The sequence below is a fragment of the Nocardia sp. NPDC004151 genome (assembly GCF_042874235.1).
Classification (GTDB): domain Bacteria; phylum Actinomycetota; class Actinomycetes; order Mycobacteriales; family Mycobacteriaceae; genus Nocardia.
Genome location: NZ_JBIAMR010000011.1, coordinates 91,794 through 109,464 on the forward strand (window position 1 = coordinate 91,794; position 17,671 = coordinate 109,464).

The following is a 17,671-nucleotide window of genomic DNA, read 5'->3' on the forward strand; positions in this document are numbered from 1 at the left end:
CCGGCCCCCGTGGGGACCGGGCACGGTACGGTCTACACGGCAACCTGTGCGAGAGCAGGCTCCCCACAACGGTTTACAACCGTTGCCACCTCTTTCCTGGACGCACTCCGCCGCGGAACACGGCGGAGTGCGAGAGTCCCGGAGAGGGCGGGAAGCCTGCTCTCGTGCTGTATCCACCGAACTGCAGGGGTGTTGAGGTAATGGGACGTTTGTTCGGTACCGACGGTGTGCGCGGGCTCGCCAACGGGTCGCTGAGTCCGGAACTGGCGCTACAGGTTTCGGCCGCGGCGGCGCAGGTGCTGAGCCGCGGGAAGAAGCGCGCCGTCGCCGTCGTCGGACGCGATCCCCGCGCCAGTGGCGAGATGCTGGAGGCCGCCGTCACCGCGGGCCTCACCTCCGCGGGCGTGGACGTGCTGTCGGTCGGCGTGCTGCCGACGCCCGCCGTCGCGTACCTGACCGGCGTGTACGACGCGTGCCTGGGCGTCATGATCTCCGCCTCGCACAACCCCATGCCGGACAATGGCATCAAGATCTTCGCCGCGGGCGGGCACAAGCTGGACGACGTCGTCGAGGACCGGATCGAGGCGCTGATCGCGGAGGGGGGCTTCACCCGGCCCACCGGCGCGGCGATCGGCCGCATCCTCGGACGCCCCGGCCTGGGCGGGCACGTCTTCGACGTGAACGACCGGTACAGCCTCGAAGGCACCCACGAACGCTATGTCGAGCACCTGGTCCAGGCCACCGGCCGTGACCTGCGCGGGCTCACCGTCGTGGTGGACTGCGCGCACGGCGCGGCCTCCGAGGTCGGACCGGCCGCCTACCGCGAGGCGGGCGCGACCGTCATCGCCATCAATGCCGACCCCGACGGCCTCAATATCAACGACGGCTGCGGCTCCACGCATCTCGAGCAGGTCCAGGCGGCCGTGCGCGCGCACGGCGCCGACCTCGGCCTCGCCCACGACGGCGACGCCGACCGCTGCCTGGCCGTGGACGCCACCGGCGCGGTCGTGGACGGCGACGCCATCATGGCCGTGCTCGCCGTCGGCATGCGCGACTCCGGCGACCTGGTGGAGAACACGCTGGTCGCCACCGTCATGAGCAACCTCGGCCTGCACATCGCCATGCGCGAGGCCGGAATCACGGTGCGCACCACCGCCGTCGGTGACCGCTACGTGCTCGAGGACCTCCGCAACGGCGGCTATACCCTCGGCGGCGAGCAGTCCGGGCACGTGGTGTTCCCGCGCTACGGCACCACCGGCGACGGCGTGCTCACCGGCCTCAAGCTGATGGCCCGGATGGCCGAGACCGGCAGCAGCCTGGCCGAATTGGCGGGCATCGTGCAGGTCGTCCCGCAGATCTTGGTGAACGTCCCGGTCACGGACAAGGCCGCCGTCGCCACCGCCCCCGCGGTGCTGGAAGCCGTCGCCCAGGCCGAGCAGCTGCTGGGTGACACCGGTCGAATCCTGCTGCGCCCCAGCGGAACCGAACAACTGGTCCGCGTCATGGTCGAGGCCACCGACCCGGAGCAGGCCCACCACTTGGCCGACCATCTCGCCAAACTGGTCGAGACCGTCTGACTCTTCGCCGAGCGGCGCACCCTGGAGGGGATTCGTCCGAGTTTCCCTCCAGGGTGTGCCACTCGGCGGTCAGTGGGATTCGGTGAGGTGTCCGTCGGACAGGTGCCAGCGGCGGGTAGCGGTGACCGTGTCCAGCATGCGGCGGTCGTGGGTCACCAGGAGGACTGTGCCCTCGAAGGATTCGACGGCCTGCTCCAGCTGCTCGATGGCGGGCAGGTCCAGGTGGTTGGTGGGCTCGTCGAGCACCAGCAGGTTCACCCCGCGGGCCTGCAGCAGCGCCAGCGCGGCGCGGGTGCGCTCACCCGGGGAGAGCGTGTCGTTGGGGCGCAGCACATGCGGGCCGCGGAGACCGAACTTCGCGAGCAGGGTGCGGACATCCGACTCGTTCCAGTCGGGGATCTGCGCGCTGAAAGTGTCCGCGAGGGTGGCGGTTCCGCGGAACAGGCCGCGCGCCTGATCGACTTCGCCGATCGCGACGCCCGAACCGATCGACGCGGAACCGTTGTCCGGCTTCATCTTTCCCAGCAGCAGCGACAGCAGGGTGGATTTGCCCGCGCCGTTCGCGCCGGTCAGCACGATGCGATCGCCCCAATCCACCTGCACCGTCACCGGTCCCAGGGTGAACTCGCCGCGGGACACCGTCGCGCCGGACAGCGTGGCCACCACCGCGCCGCTGCGGGGCGCGGCCGCGATGGACATACGCAGCTCCCACTCCTTGCGCGGCTCCTCCACCACGTCCAGGCGTTCGATGCGCTTGAGCGTCTGCTTGACCTTGGACGCCTGCTTCTCGGTGGACTCCGCGCGAGCCTTGCGGCCCATCTTGTCCGAATCCGCCTTCGACTTGCGTCGGGCATTGCGGACACCGTGTTCCATCCAGTTGCGCTGCATAGTGGCCCGCGCCTCCAGGCCGGCCTTGATGTCGGCGAACTCGTCGTAGGCCTCGCGGGCGTGGCGGCGCGCGATCGCCCGCTCCTCCAGATACGAGTCGTAGCCGCCGTCGTACACACCGACCTGCTGCTGCGCCAGATCCAGCTCGACGATGCGATTCACGGTGCGCGCCAGGAACTCCCGGTCGTGGCTGATCACCATGAGCGGCTCGCGGACCCCGGTCACGAACTGCTCGAGCCGGGCCAGGCCGTCCAGATCGAGGTCATTGGTGGGCTCGTCGAGCAACAGGATGTCGAAGCGGGACAACAGGACCGAGGCCAGACCGGCGCGGGCAGCCTGACCGCCGGAGAGCACGGTCATCGGGGTGGCCAGACCGTGCGGGAGGCTGTCGGTGAGGCCCAGATCGGCGGCCACCTCCTCGGCGCGCTGCTCCAGGTCCGCGCCGCCGAGGGCGAGCCAGCGCTCCAGGGCGGGGGAGTACTCGTCGTCACCGCCGTCGGCGAGGCGTTCGGCGGCGGCGTCCATGGTCTGCTGGGCGGCGGCCACCCCGGTGCGGCGATACAGGAACTCCAGCACCGTCTCGCCCTCGATGCGCTCCGGCTCCTGGGCCAGATAGCCGACGGTGGCGTCCGGCGGGCTCAGCACGATCTCGCCCTCGTGGGCGTCGCCGTCGGCGAGCATGCGCAGCAGGGTCGATTTGCCCGCCCCGTTCACACCGACCAGGCCGATCACATCGCCGGGGGCGAGGATCAGATCCAGGTTGGAGAACAGCAGACGCTCGCCGTGTCCGGCGGCCAGGCCGCGCGCATGCAGAGTGGTGCTCACCAGGGCGATTCTGCCGTGTTCAGGGTGGCACCCTGACGTCGGGCCTCGGAAAGTTCAGGGTCGCTATCCGGCGAGGGACCGATGTGCGCGCGGCCGCGGCTCGGCACAGTGGAGACATGACCACAGAGTTTCCGACCCCGGCCCCGAAGCGACTGACCCGCTCCCAGCACGACAAGTGGATCGCCGGCGTGTGCGGCGGTCTCGCCGAATACGTCGGCTGGAGCCCCGGTCTCGTCCGCTTCCTCTTCATCCTCTCCTGCCTGCTGCCCGGACCGCAGTTCCTGCTTTACATCGCGCTGTGGATCATCATCCCCAAGCGCTGAGTCATCCCCAGGCCGCGAGTTGTCCACAATCGGCGTCGAAGGTGGTGCGAGGGGTGATCGCGAGTGCCAGGATGGTGATCACGCCACTGCGGAGGAGTGCACACCATGGTCACATCGGGTGATCTGCCCGGACTGGATTTGCCAGAACTGGACGCGCATTCGGAACTGGGTGGGCTAGGTGCGGTCGAGTTGTCGCACCCCACACAGGATCTCGACGCGGACGGCCTGGCCGACACCGTGACCACCGGCACCGCACACGCCATGCAGGTGTGGACGGATCTGGATCACGACGGCTACGCCGACCATGTGACCGTGGTGGACAGCGGCGGTGACTACGCCGCCTGGGAATTCCACCACAACTCCGACGGCACCACCGCGTGGGTGCGCACGGACGGCGGACACCTCGGCGGCACCTAGCCGGGGCTGACGGGGGATTTCACGCCACGGGCCATGGCCCGTGGGGATTCGAGGGGGGATCGATGGGTGAATCCGGCGACTTCGGCGTGCGCGTCACCGCCCTGCACACCGCGGCCACCACCCTGCGGGACAACGCCGAGGCATTGGGGCAGCACGCCCACGCGATCGGCGACCACGCCTTCGGTCTCGGCAATGACGTGGCGGGACGCGACTACTCCGCCCAGGGCGCCGCCATCCATCGCGGATTCGAGCGCGCGGCAGGCTGCCTCCGGCATTGGGCTGCCGCGGCCGCCGCCACCGCCGACGTCTTCGACCGCGCCGCCTCCGAATACGCCCGCCTGGACCACGACCGCGCCACCGCTCTCCACCAGGTCGGCCGATGACCTTCGACCCCACCGGCAAGACCGTCGAGCAGATCCTCGACCACGGAGCGCCCGGCCTGCGCTATTGGGAACAGTTCCTGCCCTTGTACACCAAGGCATTCGGTGAACCGGCCGGTGTGAACGTGACCGAGCTCTATGCCCGCTACGACGAACAACGCGGTCTGAATCTCGACGAATTCGACACCGCTCGAACCGAACTGGACAAGGCGCTCGCCGACGCCGAATCCCGCTTCACCTCCCACCACTCGGTAGCGAGCTCGCTTCCGGCGGCCTGGACGGGCGCAACCGGCACCGAGGCCCTCGCCCTCCTGAATTCCCAACTGCGCCAAGCCCGCGAAGACCTCGACACCATCCGCACCGCCGCCATCGCGATCGCCGCCGCCCTCGACCCGATCCGCGCCGCCATCCTCACCAAAGCGGAACGAACCCGCGGCCTCCTCGAGCCCCACCCCGATGGCGAAGCCCACACCACCATCGACGGCAGGACCCCCGACGCCATCGGCGCCCTCGCGAAAGCGGACCCTTGGCTCACAGCCACATTCCGGCCCGAGGTCGACCGGCAACTGGCCGCCTTCACCGCCACCTGCGCGGCCACCGCCGACACCGTCGAATCCCATTACCGCACCATCATCACGGCCTTCGAGCAGGTCATCGACCACACTTATCCACAACCGTCCCAAGACCTGCTGCCCCAATCGGAGACGAATTCCGCAGCTCTGCTCGGCAGCCACGGTGGGGCGCAGCCAGACTCGACCGAGGAACAGGCCAATCCTGCTGGGGCGCAGCCCAGCGTGGCTCCCGCGCCGTCCGAGCCGGAATCCTCGCCGCCGACGGTGGGCCGTGGCCAATGCCCACAGGCCGACGCCGGGTCCGCGCGGTCGCGGGACTGCTGCGGGCCGGGCGATTCGGGCGCGCCCCAACCTACGCAGGAGGGATCCGGTCGGCCCGGCACCGCAACCGGGCAACCATGTGACCACGCGTGTGCGAAGGTGGCGCCCACCCGTCCGGCCGAGGCCACCGAACCCGCCTCTGTCGGATCGGTTACCGCCGTGGAGCCGCCGGTCCCCGGTGCGCCCACCCCGTCCGATTCGGGGTCCGGCGCCGTGCCGAAACAGGCCCAGTCCCAGACTGAAATGCTCGCGCAGGCGCTGGAGGGCCTCATCGGCAAGCTCGAAACCGGTTTGCGGCAGGGCTTATCCACCGTCCTCGAACAGCTCGGCTCCCTGTCCGACCCCGCATCCGATACCCCGGGCGACGTAGACACGCCTGCAGGACAGGAGAAGTCTGCCTACCCTGACAAGCCGGCCGACCCGAATGCGCACGCCGACGCGGATAAGCCAACAGGTGCGGACCGGCCTGCCGAACCACCGCGCGGCCCAGGGACATCGAACCTTCCGTCCGGCCATCTCGAATTCGACCTCGCTGGACGGCATTTCGTAGTCGACCGCGAACCAACGGGTGACATGTCCATCTCGGTGGCCGACGAATCCGGCCGGACGCAGGTCTGGAGCCTGACAATCGACGAGTCCGGCAAACCCGCGCTCGCTCCGGACAACGCAGTCGGACACTCGTCCATCCCCGCTGCCGATAACCGCGAGCCGGCGACTGCCGCGCCAGACCCGCGCCCACCGGGTAATTCGCCCTCGGTCGAGGCTGCCACGCCGCCAGGTTCACCGTGCGCCCCGGAGGTCCCGACCGGGTTCACTCCGGTTCAGGTCCCCTGCACGGCTCCGCCATCAGCTGAATCGCCCACTCCGGCAGCGCCTTCCGGCGGGCACGAACCGCCCACGTGCGCCGGAACTCCTGAGCTGGACGCCGGAAAGTTCCCGAACGGCGGCGACCTGTCCGGGTGCGATGGGTTGGGCGGCGTCGGGCAGGGTGGGTCCACCGTCTGTCCGGCGGTGCCCGAAACCCCGGGGCCGACCGCACCGCTGGGCGGCGGCGAGTTGCCACGGGACGGAGGGGCGCAGCCTGATGACCCGTCGGTGTCTGTGTCACCCGCCGATCCTGGCGTGGGGCTCGGGAGTCCCGATGTGCCGCTGGAGATTCCGGAGGCAGGTGTGGAGATCCCTTGACCGTCGCCGGGAGTCGGGTTACTTGCGGAGGGCCTGGATGAGTTGGAGGACGGGGAGCTTCTGGGGCTGCTCCGGCTCGTCCTCGACGGCGTCGGGGTCGACGACCTGGGTGTGGGGGATGAGGGCTTCGGGGTCGGCGAAGGGCTTGTACTTCTTGTCGCCGAGGAGGGTGTAGTTGAGGTAGCCGACCAGGAGGGCGCGGGTGAGGCGTTCGGTCTTGGGCTCGTGCTTGCCCGCACCGAGGGCGGCGAGGGCGCGGCGGCCTTCGACCATGCCGTTGTGGGTGGCCTTGTCGAGGGAGCGGAGGATCGCGCCTTCGCCCCAGGCGGAGGCCAGGGGGAGGGCGTCGGAGCTGACCGAGTCGATGTCGGCGGCGCCGGCCAGGATGAGGGCGGGGGCGTCGACCTTGGTGGCCAGGGCCTCGGCGGAGGGTGCGGTGGGGGACGGGAAGAGGGCGGCGACGGCGGCCACCTCGCGCTGGGAGGCGGCGATGACGGCCGCGCCCGCGCCCATGCCGTGACCCGCCAGGGCCAGGCGGTCGGGGCGGACGCTGATATTGCCGGTGCCCAGCCGTACCCCGGCGCAGATGTCGAGGGTGGTGAGCAGGTCGGTGGCCAGGTTCAGATGCGAGGGGATGGGTCCGCGTTCGGTGTCCGGCGCGGCCGCGACATAACCCCAGGAAGCGAGGTGTTCCAGCAGGCGGCGGTAGTTGCCGACCCCGGTCAGCCAGCCGTGCCCGAAGGCCACCGCGGGCAGGTTCAGCCCCTTGCCGGGTGTGTACACCACCCCGGGCAGCCCGGCGATGCCGAGATTCCCGCGCAGCACCTCGTGCGGGCCACGCAGGGTCAGAGTGCTCAGGAGCGATTTCACAGACACCGACACGGAGATGAACTTAGTCGGTCCGGCGGCCGAATGCCTCCAGCGCACAAGGTTCGCGGCCGTCTCGGTTCTGGACGCGCTCCGGCCTCCTCGCGTTTGGAGCGGAAGCGGGAGCGAAGCGGAGGAGCGGAGAAGGGAAGAAACGGGACCAGGGGCCGCGAACCAGCCGGAGCGTAGCGGAGGCCAAAAACACAGCTAGGCTGGTGAGCCATGTGCGGAATCGTGGGGTATGTGGGGTACCGGGACGCGCTCGGCGTGGTGGTCGATGCGTTGCGCCGCATGGAGTATCGGGGTTACGACTCGGCCGGAGTCGCGATTCTGGACGGGTCGGGCGGCTTGGCGGTCGAACGCAAGGCGGGACGTCTCGCCAACCTGGAGGCCGAACTGGTCGAGCGGGGTCCGGAACGCTACGCCGGATCGACCGGCATGGGCCACACCCGCTGGGCCACGCACGGCGCGCCCACCGACCGCAATGCCCACCCGCACCGCGACCGCACCGGCCGGGTCGCGGTGGTGCACAACGGCATCATCGAGAACTTCGCCCCGCTGCGCCGCGAACTGGAGGAGGCGGGCGTCGAGCTGGGCAGCGACACCGATACCGAGGTGGCGGTGCACCTGGTGTCGCAGGCCTACGCGGCCGGGGACACCGCCGGTGATTTCGTCGCCTCCGCGCTGAGCGTGGTGCGCCGCCTGGAGGGCGCGTTCACCCTGGTCTTCACCCATGCCGACCACCCCGGCACCATCGTCGCCGCCCGTCGCTCCACCCCGCTGGTGGTCGGGGTCGGGCAGGGCGAGATGTTCATCGCCTCCGACGTCACCGCGTTCATCGAACACACCCGGGAGGCAGTCGAACTCGGCCAGGACCAGGCCGTGGTCATCACCGCCGACAGCTACCGGGTCACCGACTTCGCGGGCACGGCCGACGAGGCGCGAACCCGCCCGTTCACCATCGACTGGGATCTGGCCGCCGCCGAGAAGGGCGGCCACGACTACTTCATGCTCAAGGAGATCGAGGAGCAGCCGACCGGCGTCGCCGACACCCTCATCGGCCACTTCGCGAACGGCCGCATCGTGCTCGACGAGCAGCGGCTGCACGACCAGGAGCTGCGTGAGATCGACAAGGTGTTCGTAGTCGCCTGCGGCAGTTCGTATCACGCGGGCCTGCTCGCCAAGTACGCCATCGAGCACTGGACGCGGCTGCCCGTCGAGGTGGAGCTGGCCAGCGAATTCCGTTACCGCGACCCGGTTCTGGACCGTTCCACGCTGGTGGTCGCCATCTCCCAGTCCGGCGAGACCGCCGACACGCTGGAGGCGGTGCGCCACGCCAAGGATCAGAAGGCGCGGGTCCTGGCCATCTGCAACACCAACGGCGCGCAGATCCCCCGCGAGGCCGACGCGGTCCTGTACACCCGCACCGGCCCGGAGATCGGGGTGGCGTCGACCAAGGCGTTCCTGGCCCAGATCACCGCCAACTACCTGGTCGGTCTGGCGCTGGCGCAGGCGCGCGGCACCAAGTACCCGGACGAGGTGGCGCGCGAGTTCGCTGAACTGGAGTCCATGCCGAAACTCGTTGCGCAGGTGCTGGAATCGGCCGAGAAGGTGCGTGGGATCGCCCGCCAGTTCGCGCACGTGCCGACGGTGCTGTTCCTGGGCCGCCACGTCGGCTACCCGGTCGCCCTCGAAGGCGCGCTCAAGCTCAAGGAACTGGCGTACATACACGCCGAGGGGTTCGCCGCGGGCGAGCTCAAGCACGGCCCGATCGCGCTCATCGAGGACGGTCTGCCGGTGTTCGTGGTCATGCCCTCGCCGAAGGGCCGGGCGGTGCTGCACTCCAAGCTGCTCAGCAATATCCGCGAGATCCAGGCCCGCGGCGCGCGCACCATCGTCATCGCCGAGGAGGGCGACGACACGGTGCGGCCGTTCGCCGACTTCTTGATCGAAATCCCGTCGGCCCCAACGCTGTACCAGCCGCTGCTGTCCACCGTCCCGCTGCAGATCTTCGCCGCCGAGGTGGCGCAGGCGCGCGGCTACGACGTGGACAAGCCGCGCAACCTGGCCAAGTCGGTGACCGTCGAGTAGGGACCGCCCGCAGTGGGGCTATCACTGGACGGTGACGGTGCCTTTCATGTCCGGGTGCAGCGGGCACAGGTAGCGGTAGGTGCCGGGCGTGGTGAAGGTGTGGCTCCACTCGCCCTTGCGGATGATCGGACTGTTGATGCCGAGCGCGACATCCCCGATGCCCTGCACCGCGTGCGGGGCCTTGTCGTCGAACTTCCAGGTCACGGTGTCCCCGGCCTTGACGGTGATGTCGGCCGGGGAGAACTTCATGTCCGCGACGTTCACGGTGACCGCGGCGGGCGCGGCCGGACCGGTCGAGGTCGCCGCCGAGGACGCCGGAGCCGCGGCCGTCGAGGTGGCGGCGGGCTTCGAGGTGTCCGAGGAGGAGCAGCCCGCGGCCGCCAGCGCCGCCACGACGGCGACGAGAAGCAGGGCACACGAGGACGACTGGCGGATCGGCATGTCAGCCAGGCTAGTACCCGCCGATAGCGGACCATTCGCGGGCATCGCCCTGACCTGCACCGCGCCGGGCCGCGACCGGCGTAGTCTCCACAACGGCAGGCAGTCCGGATCCGGGAGGCGACCCATGACCGCACCGGCGGTGCTCGACTACTACACGGCCGACGAGGTACGCGCCGCCGAAGCCGAACTCTTCACCCGCGTACCCGCCGGAATGCCCATGCGACGAGCCGCGTTCGGCCTCGCCCAGGTGGTGGCGCGCGAACTGCGCGAACGCACCGGCGGTGTGGCGGGCCGTGCCGTCACCCTGCTGGTCGGCTCCGGCGACAATGGCGGCGACGCCCTGTGGGCGGGCTCCTTCCTGCGCCGGCGCGGGGTCGCGGTCCGTGCGATCCTGCTCGTCCCCGAGCGCGCCCACGCGGACGGGCTGGCGGCGCTGCGCGGCGCGGGCGGGGACATCGCCGCCGCTCCCGCTACCGTTCGGGAGCTGCGGGAAGGGTTGGTCGACGAGGCCGGGGAAGGGGCGGCCGACGAGGCGGTGCGGCGGCGGGGGCCGGAAGCCGATGCCGCCGCGACCACGCTGCGGCGGCTCGGATTACGGCCGGGCGTTCCCGCCGCGCCCCGCCGCGTGGCCGCCCTGCTCGGCACGCCGGACCTGGTGGTCGACGGCATCGTCGGCATTTCCGGACGCGGCTCCTTGCGTCCGGTGGCGGCCGGACTGGTGGCGGGCGTGCGGTGTCCGATCATCGCGGCCGACCTGCCCAGCGGCGTCGATCCCGACACCGGGTCCGTGAACGGTCCGGCGGTTCGCGCGGATGTCACTGTCGCCTTCGGCGCGCTCAAGCCGGTGCACGCGCTGGCCGCGCCGTACTGTGGGCGAATCGTGCTGGTGCCCATCGGATTAAGGCTGCCGGACGCGAACATGATCGCGCTGGAGCCACGGACGGTTGGAGCGGTCTGGCCGGTGCCGGGGCCCGCCGACGACAAGTACACCCAGGGCGTCACCGGCGTGTGCGCGGGCAGCGCCACCTTTCCGGGCGCGGCCGTCCTGTGCGCCGGCGGGGCGATCGCGGCCACGTCGGGCATGGTGCGCTACGCGGGCGCCGGCGCCGAACAGGTGCTCGCCCACTTTCCGGAAGTGATTGCCGCGGAATCAATTTCCGCCACCGGGCGGGTGCAATCCTGGGTGGTCGGCCCAGGTGGGGGCACCGATTCCGCCGCCCGCGACCGTTTGGCCGAGATCCTCGCCACCGACCTCCCCGTGGTGGTGGACGCCGACGGCCTCACCCTGCTCGCCGCGGATCCCGATCTGATCACCGGCCGTACCGCCCCGACGGTACTCACCCCGCACGCTGGTGAATTCGCCCGCCTCACCGGCTCCGAACCGGGACCCGACCGAGTGGCCGCCGTGCGCAAACTCGCCGAATCCTGGCATGTCACAGTCCTTTTGAAGGGTCGAGCCACCCTGGTGGCCAGCCCCGGCCACCCCGTGCTGGTCAGCGAGGCAGGAGGCAGCTGGGCCGCCACCGCCGGTTCCGGCGATGTCCTGTCCGGCATCATCGGCGCCCTCCTGGCCCGCGGCCTGCACCCCGCCGTCGCCGCCGCCTCCGCCGCCCGAGCCCACGCTCTGGCCGCCAATCTCGCCGCCCACTCCGCCACCACCGCGGGCGCCCCGATCTCCGCTTCCCCCTTGCTCTCCCACGTCCGCGAGGCCATCGGCACGCTGCGGGAACTCGCGATCTGACGGCCCGCCGGGGAGGGTTCTCCGGACATCGGCGGTTCGGCGGGCGACGGGTGACTGTTGGCGGGCGCGTGGTTCCGGATCATCATGTTCGCTGCCGGAGTCGCGATGTTCGGGCGCGAGGACTGCCTCAACCGGTAGTGGCGGCGGTGTGCAGGGCGGTGCGGGCGGCGGCGATGACGGGGTGGTCGCCGGTGCCGCGGCGGTAGGCGAGGCGGGTGCGGCGGCGGGTGGGGAGCGGAGTGAGAGTGACGGCGGCGGGGGCGGAATGGGTGCCGAGGTCGGGGACCAGGGCTACGCCCTGGGCGGCGGCGACCAGGTTGAGGACGGTGCCGAAGTCGTCGGCGTGGTGGCGGATGCGCGGGGTGAAGCCCGCGGCCAGGCAGGCGCGGACGGTCATTTCGTAGCAGAGGGTGCCGGGGGTGCCTGCGATCCAGGGGGAATCGGAGTGGACGGCGAGTGGGCCGGGGCTGAGGGCGGCGAGGTGGATGGTCTCCTCGAAGAGGGGTTCGGTGTCGAGACCGGGTTCGGGGGTGAGGGGGACGTAGTCGTATTCCTGGAGCAAGGCGACATCGAGGGTTTCGGCGCGCAGGGCGGCGGGGGCGGCGGCCGGATCCAGTTCGGTGACCAGGAGTTCCAGCAGGGGATGGTCTCGGCTGAGGGAGATCAGGGCGGGGGAGAGGATGTGGTGGACGGCGGTGGGGAAGGCGCCGATCCGCAGGGTGCCGGTGAGTTCGGTTCGGGCGGAGGCGAGTTCGGCGGTCGCCTGTTCCAGCACGGCGAGGATGGTCTCGGTGTGCTCGACCAGACGCAGCGCGGCGGGGGTGAGGACGACGCTGCGGCCGGTACGTTCCAGGAGCGGGAGCCCGGCTTCGCGTTCGAGGGCGGTCAGCTGCTGGGAGACGGCCGAGGGCGTGTAGGTGAGGGCCTCGGCGACCGCGGCGATGGTCTTCCGGTGCGCGAGTTCGCGGAGCAGACGCAGGCGACGGACATCCAGCATCAGTTGATCTTATGCTCGGGGATAGAAACGTGAAATAGACCTGACGTATCCGCTCGACCAGGCTGGTGCCATGACATTCAACGGCCTCTACGTTCCCCTGGTCACACCCTTCACCGCCGACGACGAACTGGCCGCGGACGCCTTGGAGGCGCTCGCCCACGAAGCCCTCGACGCCGGCGCGGCGGGCCTCGTCGCACTGGGTACCACCGGCGAACCCACCACCCTCACCCGCGACGAGCAGCGGCGCGTCGTCGAGGTCTGCGCCCGGGTCTGCGCCGACCGCGACGCCACTCTGATCGTCGGCGCGGGCTCGAACGCCACCCACGACTCGGCGCGCGCCCTGTCCGCGCTCGACCCGCGCGCCACCGCCGCCCTCGCCGTGGTCCCGTACTACAACCGGCCCTCGGAAGACGGTGTGGTGGAACACTTCCGGGTCCTCGCCGCCGCCAGCCCGGTGCCGGTGCTGATCTACCACATCCCCTACCGCACCTCCCGCACCCTGAGCGCCGAAACCCTGTGCCGACTGGCCGAACTGCCGAACGTGGCGGGCTTCAAGTACACGGCGGGCGGCATCGACGAGACCACGGTGGCCTTCCTGGCGCGCGTCCCCGAGCACGTCTCGGTGCTGGCGGGCGACGACCTGTTCGCCGCCCCGCTGCTGGCGCTCGGCGCGACCGGAGCGATTCTCGCGTGCGCCAATGTCGCACCTGCGGCCTACGCCGACCTGGTCGCGGCCTGGCGCACCGGCGCGCTCGACACCGGCCGCGCCCTCGGCAACCGGCTGGCCCCGCTGGCCGACGCGCTGTTCAGCGAACCCAATCCCATTGTGGTGAAAGCGGTTCTGGCCGCCCAGGGGCGCATCCCCACCCCGAACGTGCGGCTGCCGCTGCTGCCGGCGAGCCCCGAAGCCCTCGCCGGAGCCCTGGCCGCCGTGCCCGCGGCACTCGCCGCGGCGATCTGATTCGGCCCCGCGGCGGCCGCCCCCACTCGGGTGTGACGCGAATCGCCCCTGCCCGGATGGCAGGATCGGTGGTGTGAAGCAGCCCGACCCACAGGTGGAAACCCTCGTCGACCTGGACGCCATCGCCCACAACGTGCGCATTCTGGCCGAGCACGCCGGTGACGCCGCGGTCATGGTCGTGGTGAAGGCCGACGGGTACAACCACGGTGCGGTCGAGGTGGCGCGGGCGGCGCTGGCGGCGGGGGCGCGGGAACTGGGCACCACCACGGTCGCCGAGGCGGTGGCCTTGCGGACCGCCGGGATCACCGCGCCGATCCTGTGCTGGCTCAACACCTCCGACGCCGACTACGGCAGCGCCATCGCCGCCGATATCGAGATCGGGGTGTCGGCGCTCGCGCAGCTGGAGGCGGTGGCCGCGGCCGCCCGGCAGCTGGGGCGCACCGCGACCGTCAGCCTGAAAGTGGATACCGGACTCAACCGCAACGGGATTCCCGCCACCGAATACCCGGAGGTCCTGGAGCTGCTGCGCCGGCTGGTCGACGACGGGACCGCCCGGCTGCGCGCGATCTTCTCGCACCTGGCGCTCGCCGACCAGCCCGAGCACCCGGTCAACGACCGGCAGCGGGAACGCTTCCTCGAGTTCATCGCCACCGCCAAGGAACATGGCCTCGAACCCGAACTCGTGCACATCGCGAATTCCGCTGCCGCGCTGACCCGCCCGGACCTCGCCTTCGACATGGTCCGCCCCGGCATCGCCGTCTACGGCCTGTCACCGATTCCGGAACTGTCCGACTTCGGGCTGCGCCCGGCGATGACCTTCCGCGCCCGCGTGCTGCGGGTGAAGCGGGTCGCCGCCGGGGAAGGCGTCTCCTACGGCCACGACTGGATCGCCGAACACGACACCACCGTCGCGCTGCTGCCCGCCGGATACGCCGACGGCGTGCCGCGCACCCTCGGCGGGAAGTTCTCGGTGTGGCTGGGCGGCGCGCGCCGAACCCAGATCGGACGGGTGTGCATGGATCAGATCGTGGTGAACCTCGGCGATAACGAGGCCGGAGTCCAGGCGGGCGACACCGCGGTGCTGTTCGGCGGCGAACCCGGACAGCCGCGCGCCCAGGAATGGGCCGACGCGCTCGGCACCATCAACTACGAGATCGTGTGCAATCCGCGCGGCCGCGTGGTGCGCGACCACATCGGCGGTGACCGATGAACGACCATCGCATGCTCGCCACCGTCGAGGACACCGAGGCACTGGGCCGCGAGATCGCCGAACAGCTGCAGGCCGGGGACCTGGTCATCCTCGACGGCCCGCTGGGCGCGGGCAAGACCGCGCTCACCCGCGGCATCGCCGCCGGGCTGGGCGTCCAAGGACGGGTCAGCTCACCGACTTTCATCATCGCCCGCCAGCACCGCGCCGGCGCGCACCCGGGCGCGGTGGCGCTGGTGCACGTGGACGCCTACCGGCTCGGCGGCGACCTCGACGAACTCGACGCCCTCGACCTCGACACGGATCTCGACCACGCCGTCGTGGTGGTGGAATGGGGTCTCGGCGTGGCCGAACACCTGGCCGACCGCCACCTGCGGATCCAGCTGCGCCGCGAACCCGAGTCCGATGTCCGCACCGCGGAATGGGAGTGGGTCGCCGCCACCTGATCCGGCGCGAGATTCCCGCAGGCAGACACCACGCCGAGTGGGCTGTACCACCCGGTATTGTTGAGGCAATCATGCTGATATTGGCTGTCGACACCGCGACTCCCGCCGTCACAGCGGGACTGGTGGAACTGGAACCGGCGCAACCCGGGTCGAACGCACCGCGCATCACCACGATCACCGCCGAGGTGACCGTGGACGCACGCGCGCACAACGAGGTGCTGACCCCCCAGATCCTGACCTGCCTGGCCGAATCGGGCCGCTCGCGGGCGGATATCGCCGCGGTCGTGGCGGGTATCGGGCCGGGGCCGTTCACCGGACTGCGGGTCGGCATGGCCACCGCCGCCGCCTTCGGCGACGCCCTCGGCATCCCCGTGTACGGGGTGTGCAGCCTCGACGCTATCGCCGCCGACACCGAGAGCTATCTGCGTGAGAGCTCCGACCCGGTCGAACTGCTGGTCGTCACCGACGCCCGCCGTCGCGAGGTGTACTGGGCGCGCTACCGCGCCGTCCCCGGCAGCCTCGTCCTCGAACGCTGCGAGGGCCCCGAGGTGAGCAAGCCCGGCGACCTGGACCAGGCCGCCGCCACCCTGATCGCCGGATCCGCCTCGCATGTCGACTATTTCGACCTGCCCGTGCTGCCGGTCGAGACGCCGTCCCCGGCCGGGCTGGTGCGCTGCGCCGCCGCCGACATCCTGTCCGGCGCCGTCCCCGCCCCGCTGGTGCCGCTGTACCTGCGCCGCCCGGACGCCGTCGAGAAGAGTTACGCGCAGGTGGGCCGATGACCATCCGCATCGAACCGATGCGGCCCGCCGACGTCACCCGCTGCGCACAGCTCGAGCAGGTGCTGTTCCCCGAGGACGATCCCTGGCACGAGGTGTCGTTCCTGTCGGAACTGGCCGGACCGCACAACCGCTACATCACCGCCCGCGACGCCGGCGGGGACATGGTGGGTTACGCCGGAATCGCGTTGCTCGGCACCGCCGAACACCCCGAGGCCGAAGTCCACACCATCGGCGTCGACCCGGACCACCATCGGCGCGGCATCGGCACCCTGCTGCTCGAGGCGCTGCTGCTGGAGGCCGGACGCCGCGGCGGACCCGTCTTCCTCGAGGTCCGCACCGACAACGCGCCCGCGATCACGCTCTACGAGAAGCACGGCTTCCACATCATCGGGCTGCGCAAGAACTACTACCAGCCCAGCGGGGCCGACGCGTACACCATGCGGCGACCGGCCATGGCCGGATTCCCGCAGGACGGATTCACCAAGGACGCCGAGGTCTCGTCATGATCGTCATGGGTATCGAAAGCTCCTGCGACGAAACGGGAGTCGGCATCGTGCGGCGGCTGCCCGACGGCAGCTGCGAACTGCTCGCCGACGAGGTCGCCTCCAGCGTCGACCAGCACGCCCGTTTCGGCGGCGTGGTGCCCGAGATCGCCTCGCGCGCACACCTCGAGGCCATCGTGCCCGCCATGCGCCGGGCCCTGGCCACCGCCGGGATCAGCAAGCCCGACGCGCTCGCCGTCACCATCGGCCCCGGTCTCGCCGGTGCCCTGCTGGTCGGCGTGGCGGCGGCGAAAGCCTATGCGGCGGCGTGGGATATCCCGTTCTACGCGCTCAACCACCTGGGCGGGCACGTCGCCGTCGACACCCTCGAGCACGGGCCGATGCCGCCCGCGGTCGCTCTGCTCGTCTCCGGCGGGCACACCCACCTGCTGCAGGTGACCGACCTCGGACAGCCCATCACCGAACTCGGCAGCACCGTCGACGACGCCGCGGGCGAGGCCTTCGACAAGGTAGCCCGGCTGCTCGGCCTCGGCTACCCGGGCGGACCCGTCCTGGATTCCATTGCCACCGACGGCGATCCGAAGGCCATCGCCTTCCCCCGCGGCATGACCGGACCCCGTGACCCCCGCTACGACTTCTCCTTCTCCGGCCTCAAGACGGCCGTCGCCCGCTATGTCGAAGCGGCGCAACGGGAAGGCCGCGACCTGCCCATCCCCGATATCGCCGCCTCCTTCCAGGAGGCCGTCGCGGACGTGCTCACCATGAAGGCGGTGCGTGCGGCGCAGGATGTCGGCGTCGACACCCTCGTGCTGGGCGGCGGCGCCACCGCCAACTCCCGCATCCGGTCGATGGCCGAAGAGCGGTGCACGGCCGCGGGAATCACCTTGCGCGTCCCCAAGCCGCGCCTGTGCACCGACAACGGCGTCATGATCGCCACCCTGGGCGCGCACGTGATCGCGGGCGGCGCACAGCCTTCCGAACTGACCGTGGCCACCGATCCCGGTCTGCCGGTCTCCACCAGCTACCTGTGAGAGTCCGACCGCGGTGGTCGGAGACGTGGATTTCCGCGTAATTCAGCGCGACAACTGATTTCGTGACGGTTGGGCAACTCGTCGGGTACTTCCGGGATCGGTCGGGCACTCGACCG

The 17,671-nt window shown here is 70.8% G+C and carries 17 protein-coding genes; 13 read left to right on the top strand and 4 right to left on the bottom strand.

Going from position 1 to position 17,671, the window contains the following annotated elements:
* Positions 1-200 precede the first annotated feature (200 nt).
* The gene (glmM, locus tag ACFYTS_RS24045) at positions 201-1,577 is read left to right on the top strand and encodes a phosphoglucosamine mutase (protein WP_387307312.1); all 1,377 of its coding nucleotides are present in this window, start codon (positions 201-203) and stop codon (positions 1,575-1,577) included.
* A gap of 69 nt (positions 1,578-1,646) precedes the next feature.
* Here the strand turns inward: glmM and ACFYTS_RS24050 are convergent, their stop codons facing one another.
* Positions 1,647-3,290 carry an ABC-F family ATP-binding cassette domain-containing protein gene (locus ACFYTS_RS24050; RefSeq protein ID WP_387307314.1) on the bottom strand — a complete coding sequence of 548 codons (1,644 nt, stop codon included), beginning with the start codon at positions 3,288-3,290 and terminating at the stop codon, positions 1,647-1,649.
* A gap of 116 nt (positions 3,291-3,406) precedes the next feature.
* On the opposite strand from ACFYTS_RS24050, the gene ACFYTS_RS24055 reads away from it, so the two are divergent.
* The 4 genes from ACFYTS_RS24055 (at position 3,407) to ACFYTS_RS24070 (ending at position 6,488) form a co-directional block, all read left to right on the top strand.
* Positions 3,407-3,613, top strand: coding sequence for a PspC domain-containing protein (locus ACFYTS_RS24055; RefSeq protein WP_357088867.1), 207 nt, complete (start codon positions 3,407-3,409; stop codon positions 3,611-3,613).
* 105 nt (positions 3,614-3,718) lie between these two features.
* Positions 3,719-4,030: a DUF6802 family protein gene (locus tag ACFYTS_RS24060; protein WP_379105280.1), complete on the top strand. Its 312-nt coding sequence runs from the start codon at positions 3,719-3,721 to the stop codon at positions 4,028-4,030.
* A 62-nt stretch (positions 4,031-4,092) separates the two neighbouring features.
* Positions 4,093-4,413: a hypothetical protein gene (locus ACFYTS_RS24065; protein ID WP_357282274.1), complete on the top strand. Its 321-nt coding sequence runs from the start codon at positions 4,093-4,095 to the stop codon at positions 4,411-4,413.
* The gene (locus ACFYTS_RS24070) at positions 4,410-6,488 is read left to right on the top strand and encodes a hypothetical protein (RefSeq protein WP_387307317.1); all 2,079 of its coding nucleotides are present in this window, start codon (positions 4,410-4,412) and stop codon (positions 6,486-6,488) included. Before ACFYTS_RS24065 ends, ACFYTS_RS24070 begins: the two co-directional genes overlap by 4 nt.
* 18 nt (positions 6,489-6,506) lie before the next feature.
* On the opposite strand, the gene ACFYTS_RS24075 is transcribed toward ACFYTS_RS24070, so the two are convergent.
* Complete coding sequence (locus tag ACFYTS_RS24075) at positions 6,507-7,370, bottom strand: dienelactone hydrolase family protein (RefSeq protein WP_357282271.1); 864 nt, start codon at positions 7,368-7,370, stop codon at positions 6,507-6,509.
* A gap of 207 nt (positions 7,371-7,577) precedes the next feature.
* On the opposite strand from ACFYTS_RS24075, the gene glmS reads away from it, so the two are divergent.
* The gene (gene glmS / locus ACFYTS_RS24080; RefSeq protein WP_387307319.1) at positions 7,578-9,446 is read left to right on the top strand and encodes a glutamine--fructose-6-phosphate transaminase (isomerizing); all 1,869 of its coding nucleotides are present in this window, start codon (positions 7,578-7,580) and stop codon (positions 9,444-9,446) included.
* Between the two features lie 21 nt (positions 9,447-9,467).
* Here the strand turns inward: glmS and ACFYTS_RS24085 are convergent, their stop codons facing one another.
* Positions 9,468-9,887 carry a cupredoxin family copper-binding protein gene (locus ACFYTS_RS24085; RefSeq protein ID WP_387307321.1) on the bottom strand — a complete coding sequence of 140 codons (420 nt, stop codon included), beginning with the start codon at positions 9,885-9,887 and terminating at the stop codon, positions 9,468-9,470.
* 124 nt (positions 9,888-10,011) lie between these two features.
* Here ACFYTS_RS24085 and ACFYTS_RS24090 point away from each other — a divergent pair, with 124 nt between their 5' ends.
* A complete protein-coding gene (locus tag ACFYTS_RS24090; protein WP_357282266.1) occupies positions 10,012-11,628 on the top strand; it encodes an NAD(P)H-hydrate dehydratase in 1,617 nt (538 codons plus the stop codon).
* Positions 11,629-11,755: 127 nt separating this feature from the next.
* Here the strand turns inward: ACFYTS_RS24090 and ACFYTS_RS24095 are convergent, their stop codons facing one another.
* A complete protein-coding gene (locus tag ACFYTS_RS24095) occupies positions 11,756-12,625 on the bottom strand; it encodes a LysR substrate-binding domain-containing protein (protein ID WP_387307323.1) in 870 nt (289 codons plus the stop codon).
* A 70-nt stretch (positions 12,626-12,695) separates the two neighbouring features.
* On the opposite strand from ACFYTS_RS24095, the gene dapA reads away from it, so the two are divergent.
* The 6 genes from dapA to tsaD all read left to right on the top strand — a co-directional run bounded on the left by dapA (position 12,696) and on the right by tsaD (position 17,555).
* Entirely contained in the window at positions 12,696-13,586 is an 891-nt protein-coding gene (gene dapA, locus ACFYTS_RS24100; RefSeq protein ID WP_357282263.1) for a 4-hydroxy-tetrahydrodipicolinate synthase, read from the top strand.
* A gap of 73 nt (positions 13,587-13,659) precedes the next feature.
* The gene (alr, locus tag ACFYTS_RS24105; protein ID WP_387307326.1) at positions 13,660-14,796 is read left to right on the top strand and encodes an alanine racemase; all 1,137 of its coding nucleotides are present in this window, start codon (positions 13,660-13,662) and stop codon (positions 14,794-14,796) included.
* Positions 14,793-15,239 (top strand): tRNA (adenosine(37)-N6)-threonylcarbamoyltransferase complex ATPase subunit type 1 TsaE, encoded by a 447-nt coding sequence (gene tsaE, locus ACFYTS_RS24110; protein WP_357282261.1) that lies wholly within the window; start codon positions 14,793-14,795, stop codon positions 15,237-15,239. Before alr ends, tsaE begins: the two co-directional genes overlap by 4 nt.
* A gap of 71 nt (positions 15,240-15,310) precedes the next feature.
* Complete coding sequence (gene tsaB, locus ACFYTS_RS24115; protein ID WP_357088841.1) at positions 15,311-16,021, top strand: tRNA (adenosine(37)-N6)-threonylcarbamoyltransferase complex dimerization subunit type 1 TsaB; 711 nt, start codon at positions 15,311-15,313, stop codon at positions 16,019-16,021.
* Positions 16,018-16,527, top strand: a complete 510-nt coding sequence (rimI, locus tag ACFYTS_RS24120; RefSeq protein ID WP_357282260.1) for a ribosomal protein S18-alanine N-acetyltransferase — start codon at positions 16,018-16,020, stop codon at positions 16,525-16,527. The genes tsaB and rimI overlap by 4 nt, the downstream gene beginning before the upstream one ends.
* Complete coding sequence (tsaD, locus tag ACFYTS_RS24125) at positions 16,524-17,555, top strand: tRNA (adenosine(37)-N6)-threonylcarbamoyltransferase complex transferase subunit TsaD (protein WP_357282259.1); 1,032 nt, start codon at positions 16,524-16,526, stop codon at positions 17,553-17,555. The genes rimI and tsaD overlap by 4 nt, the downstream gene beginning before the upstream one ends.
* The last annotated feature ends 116 nt before the right edge of the window (positions 17,556-17,671 follow it).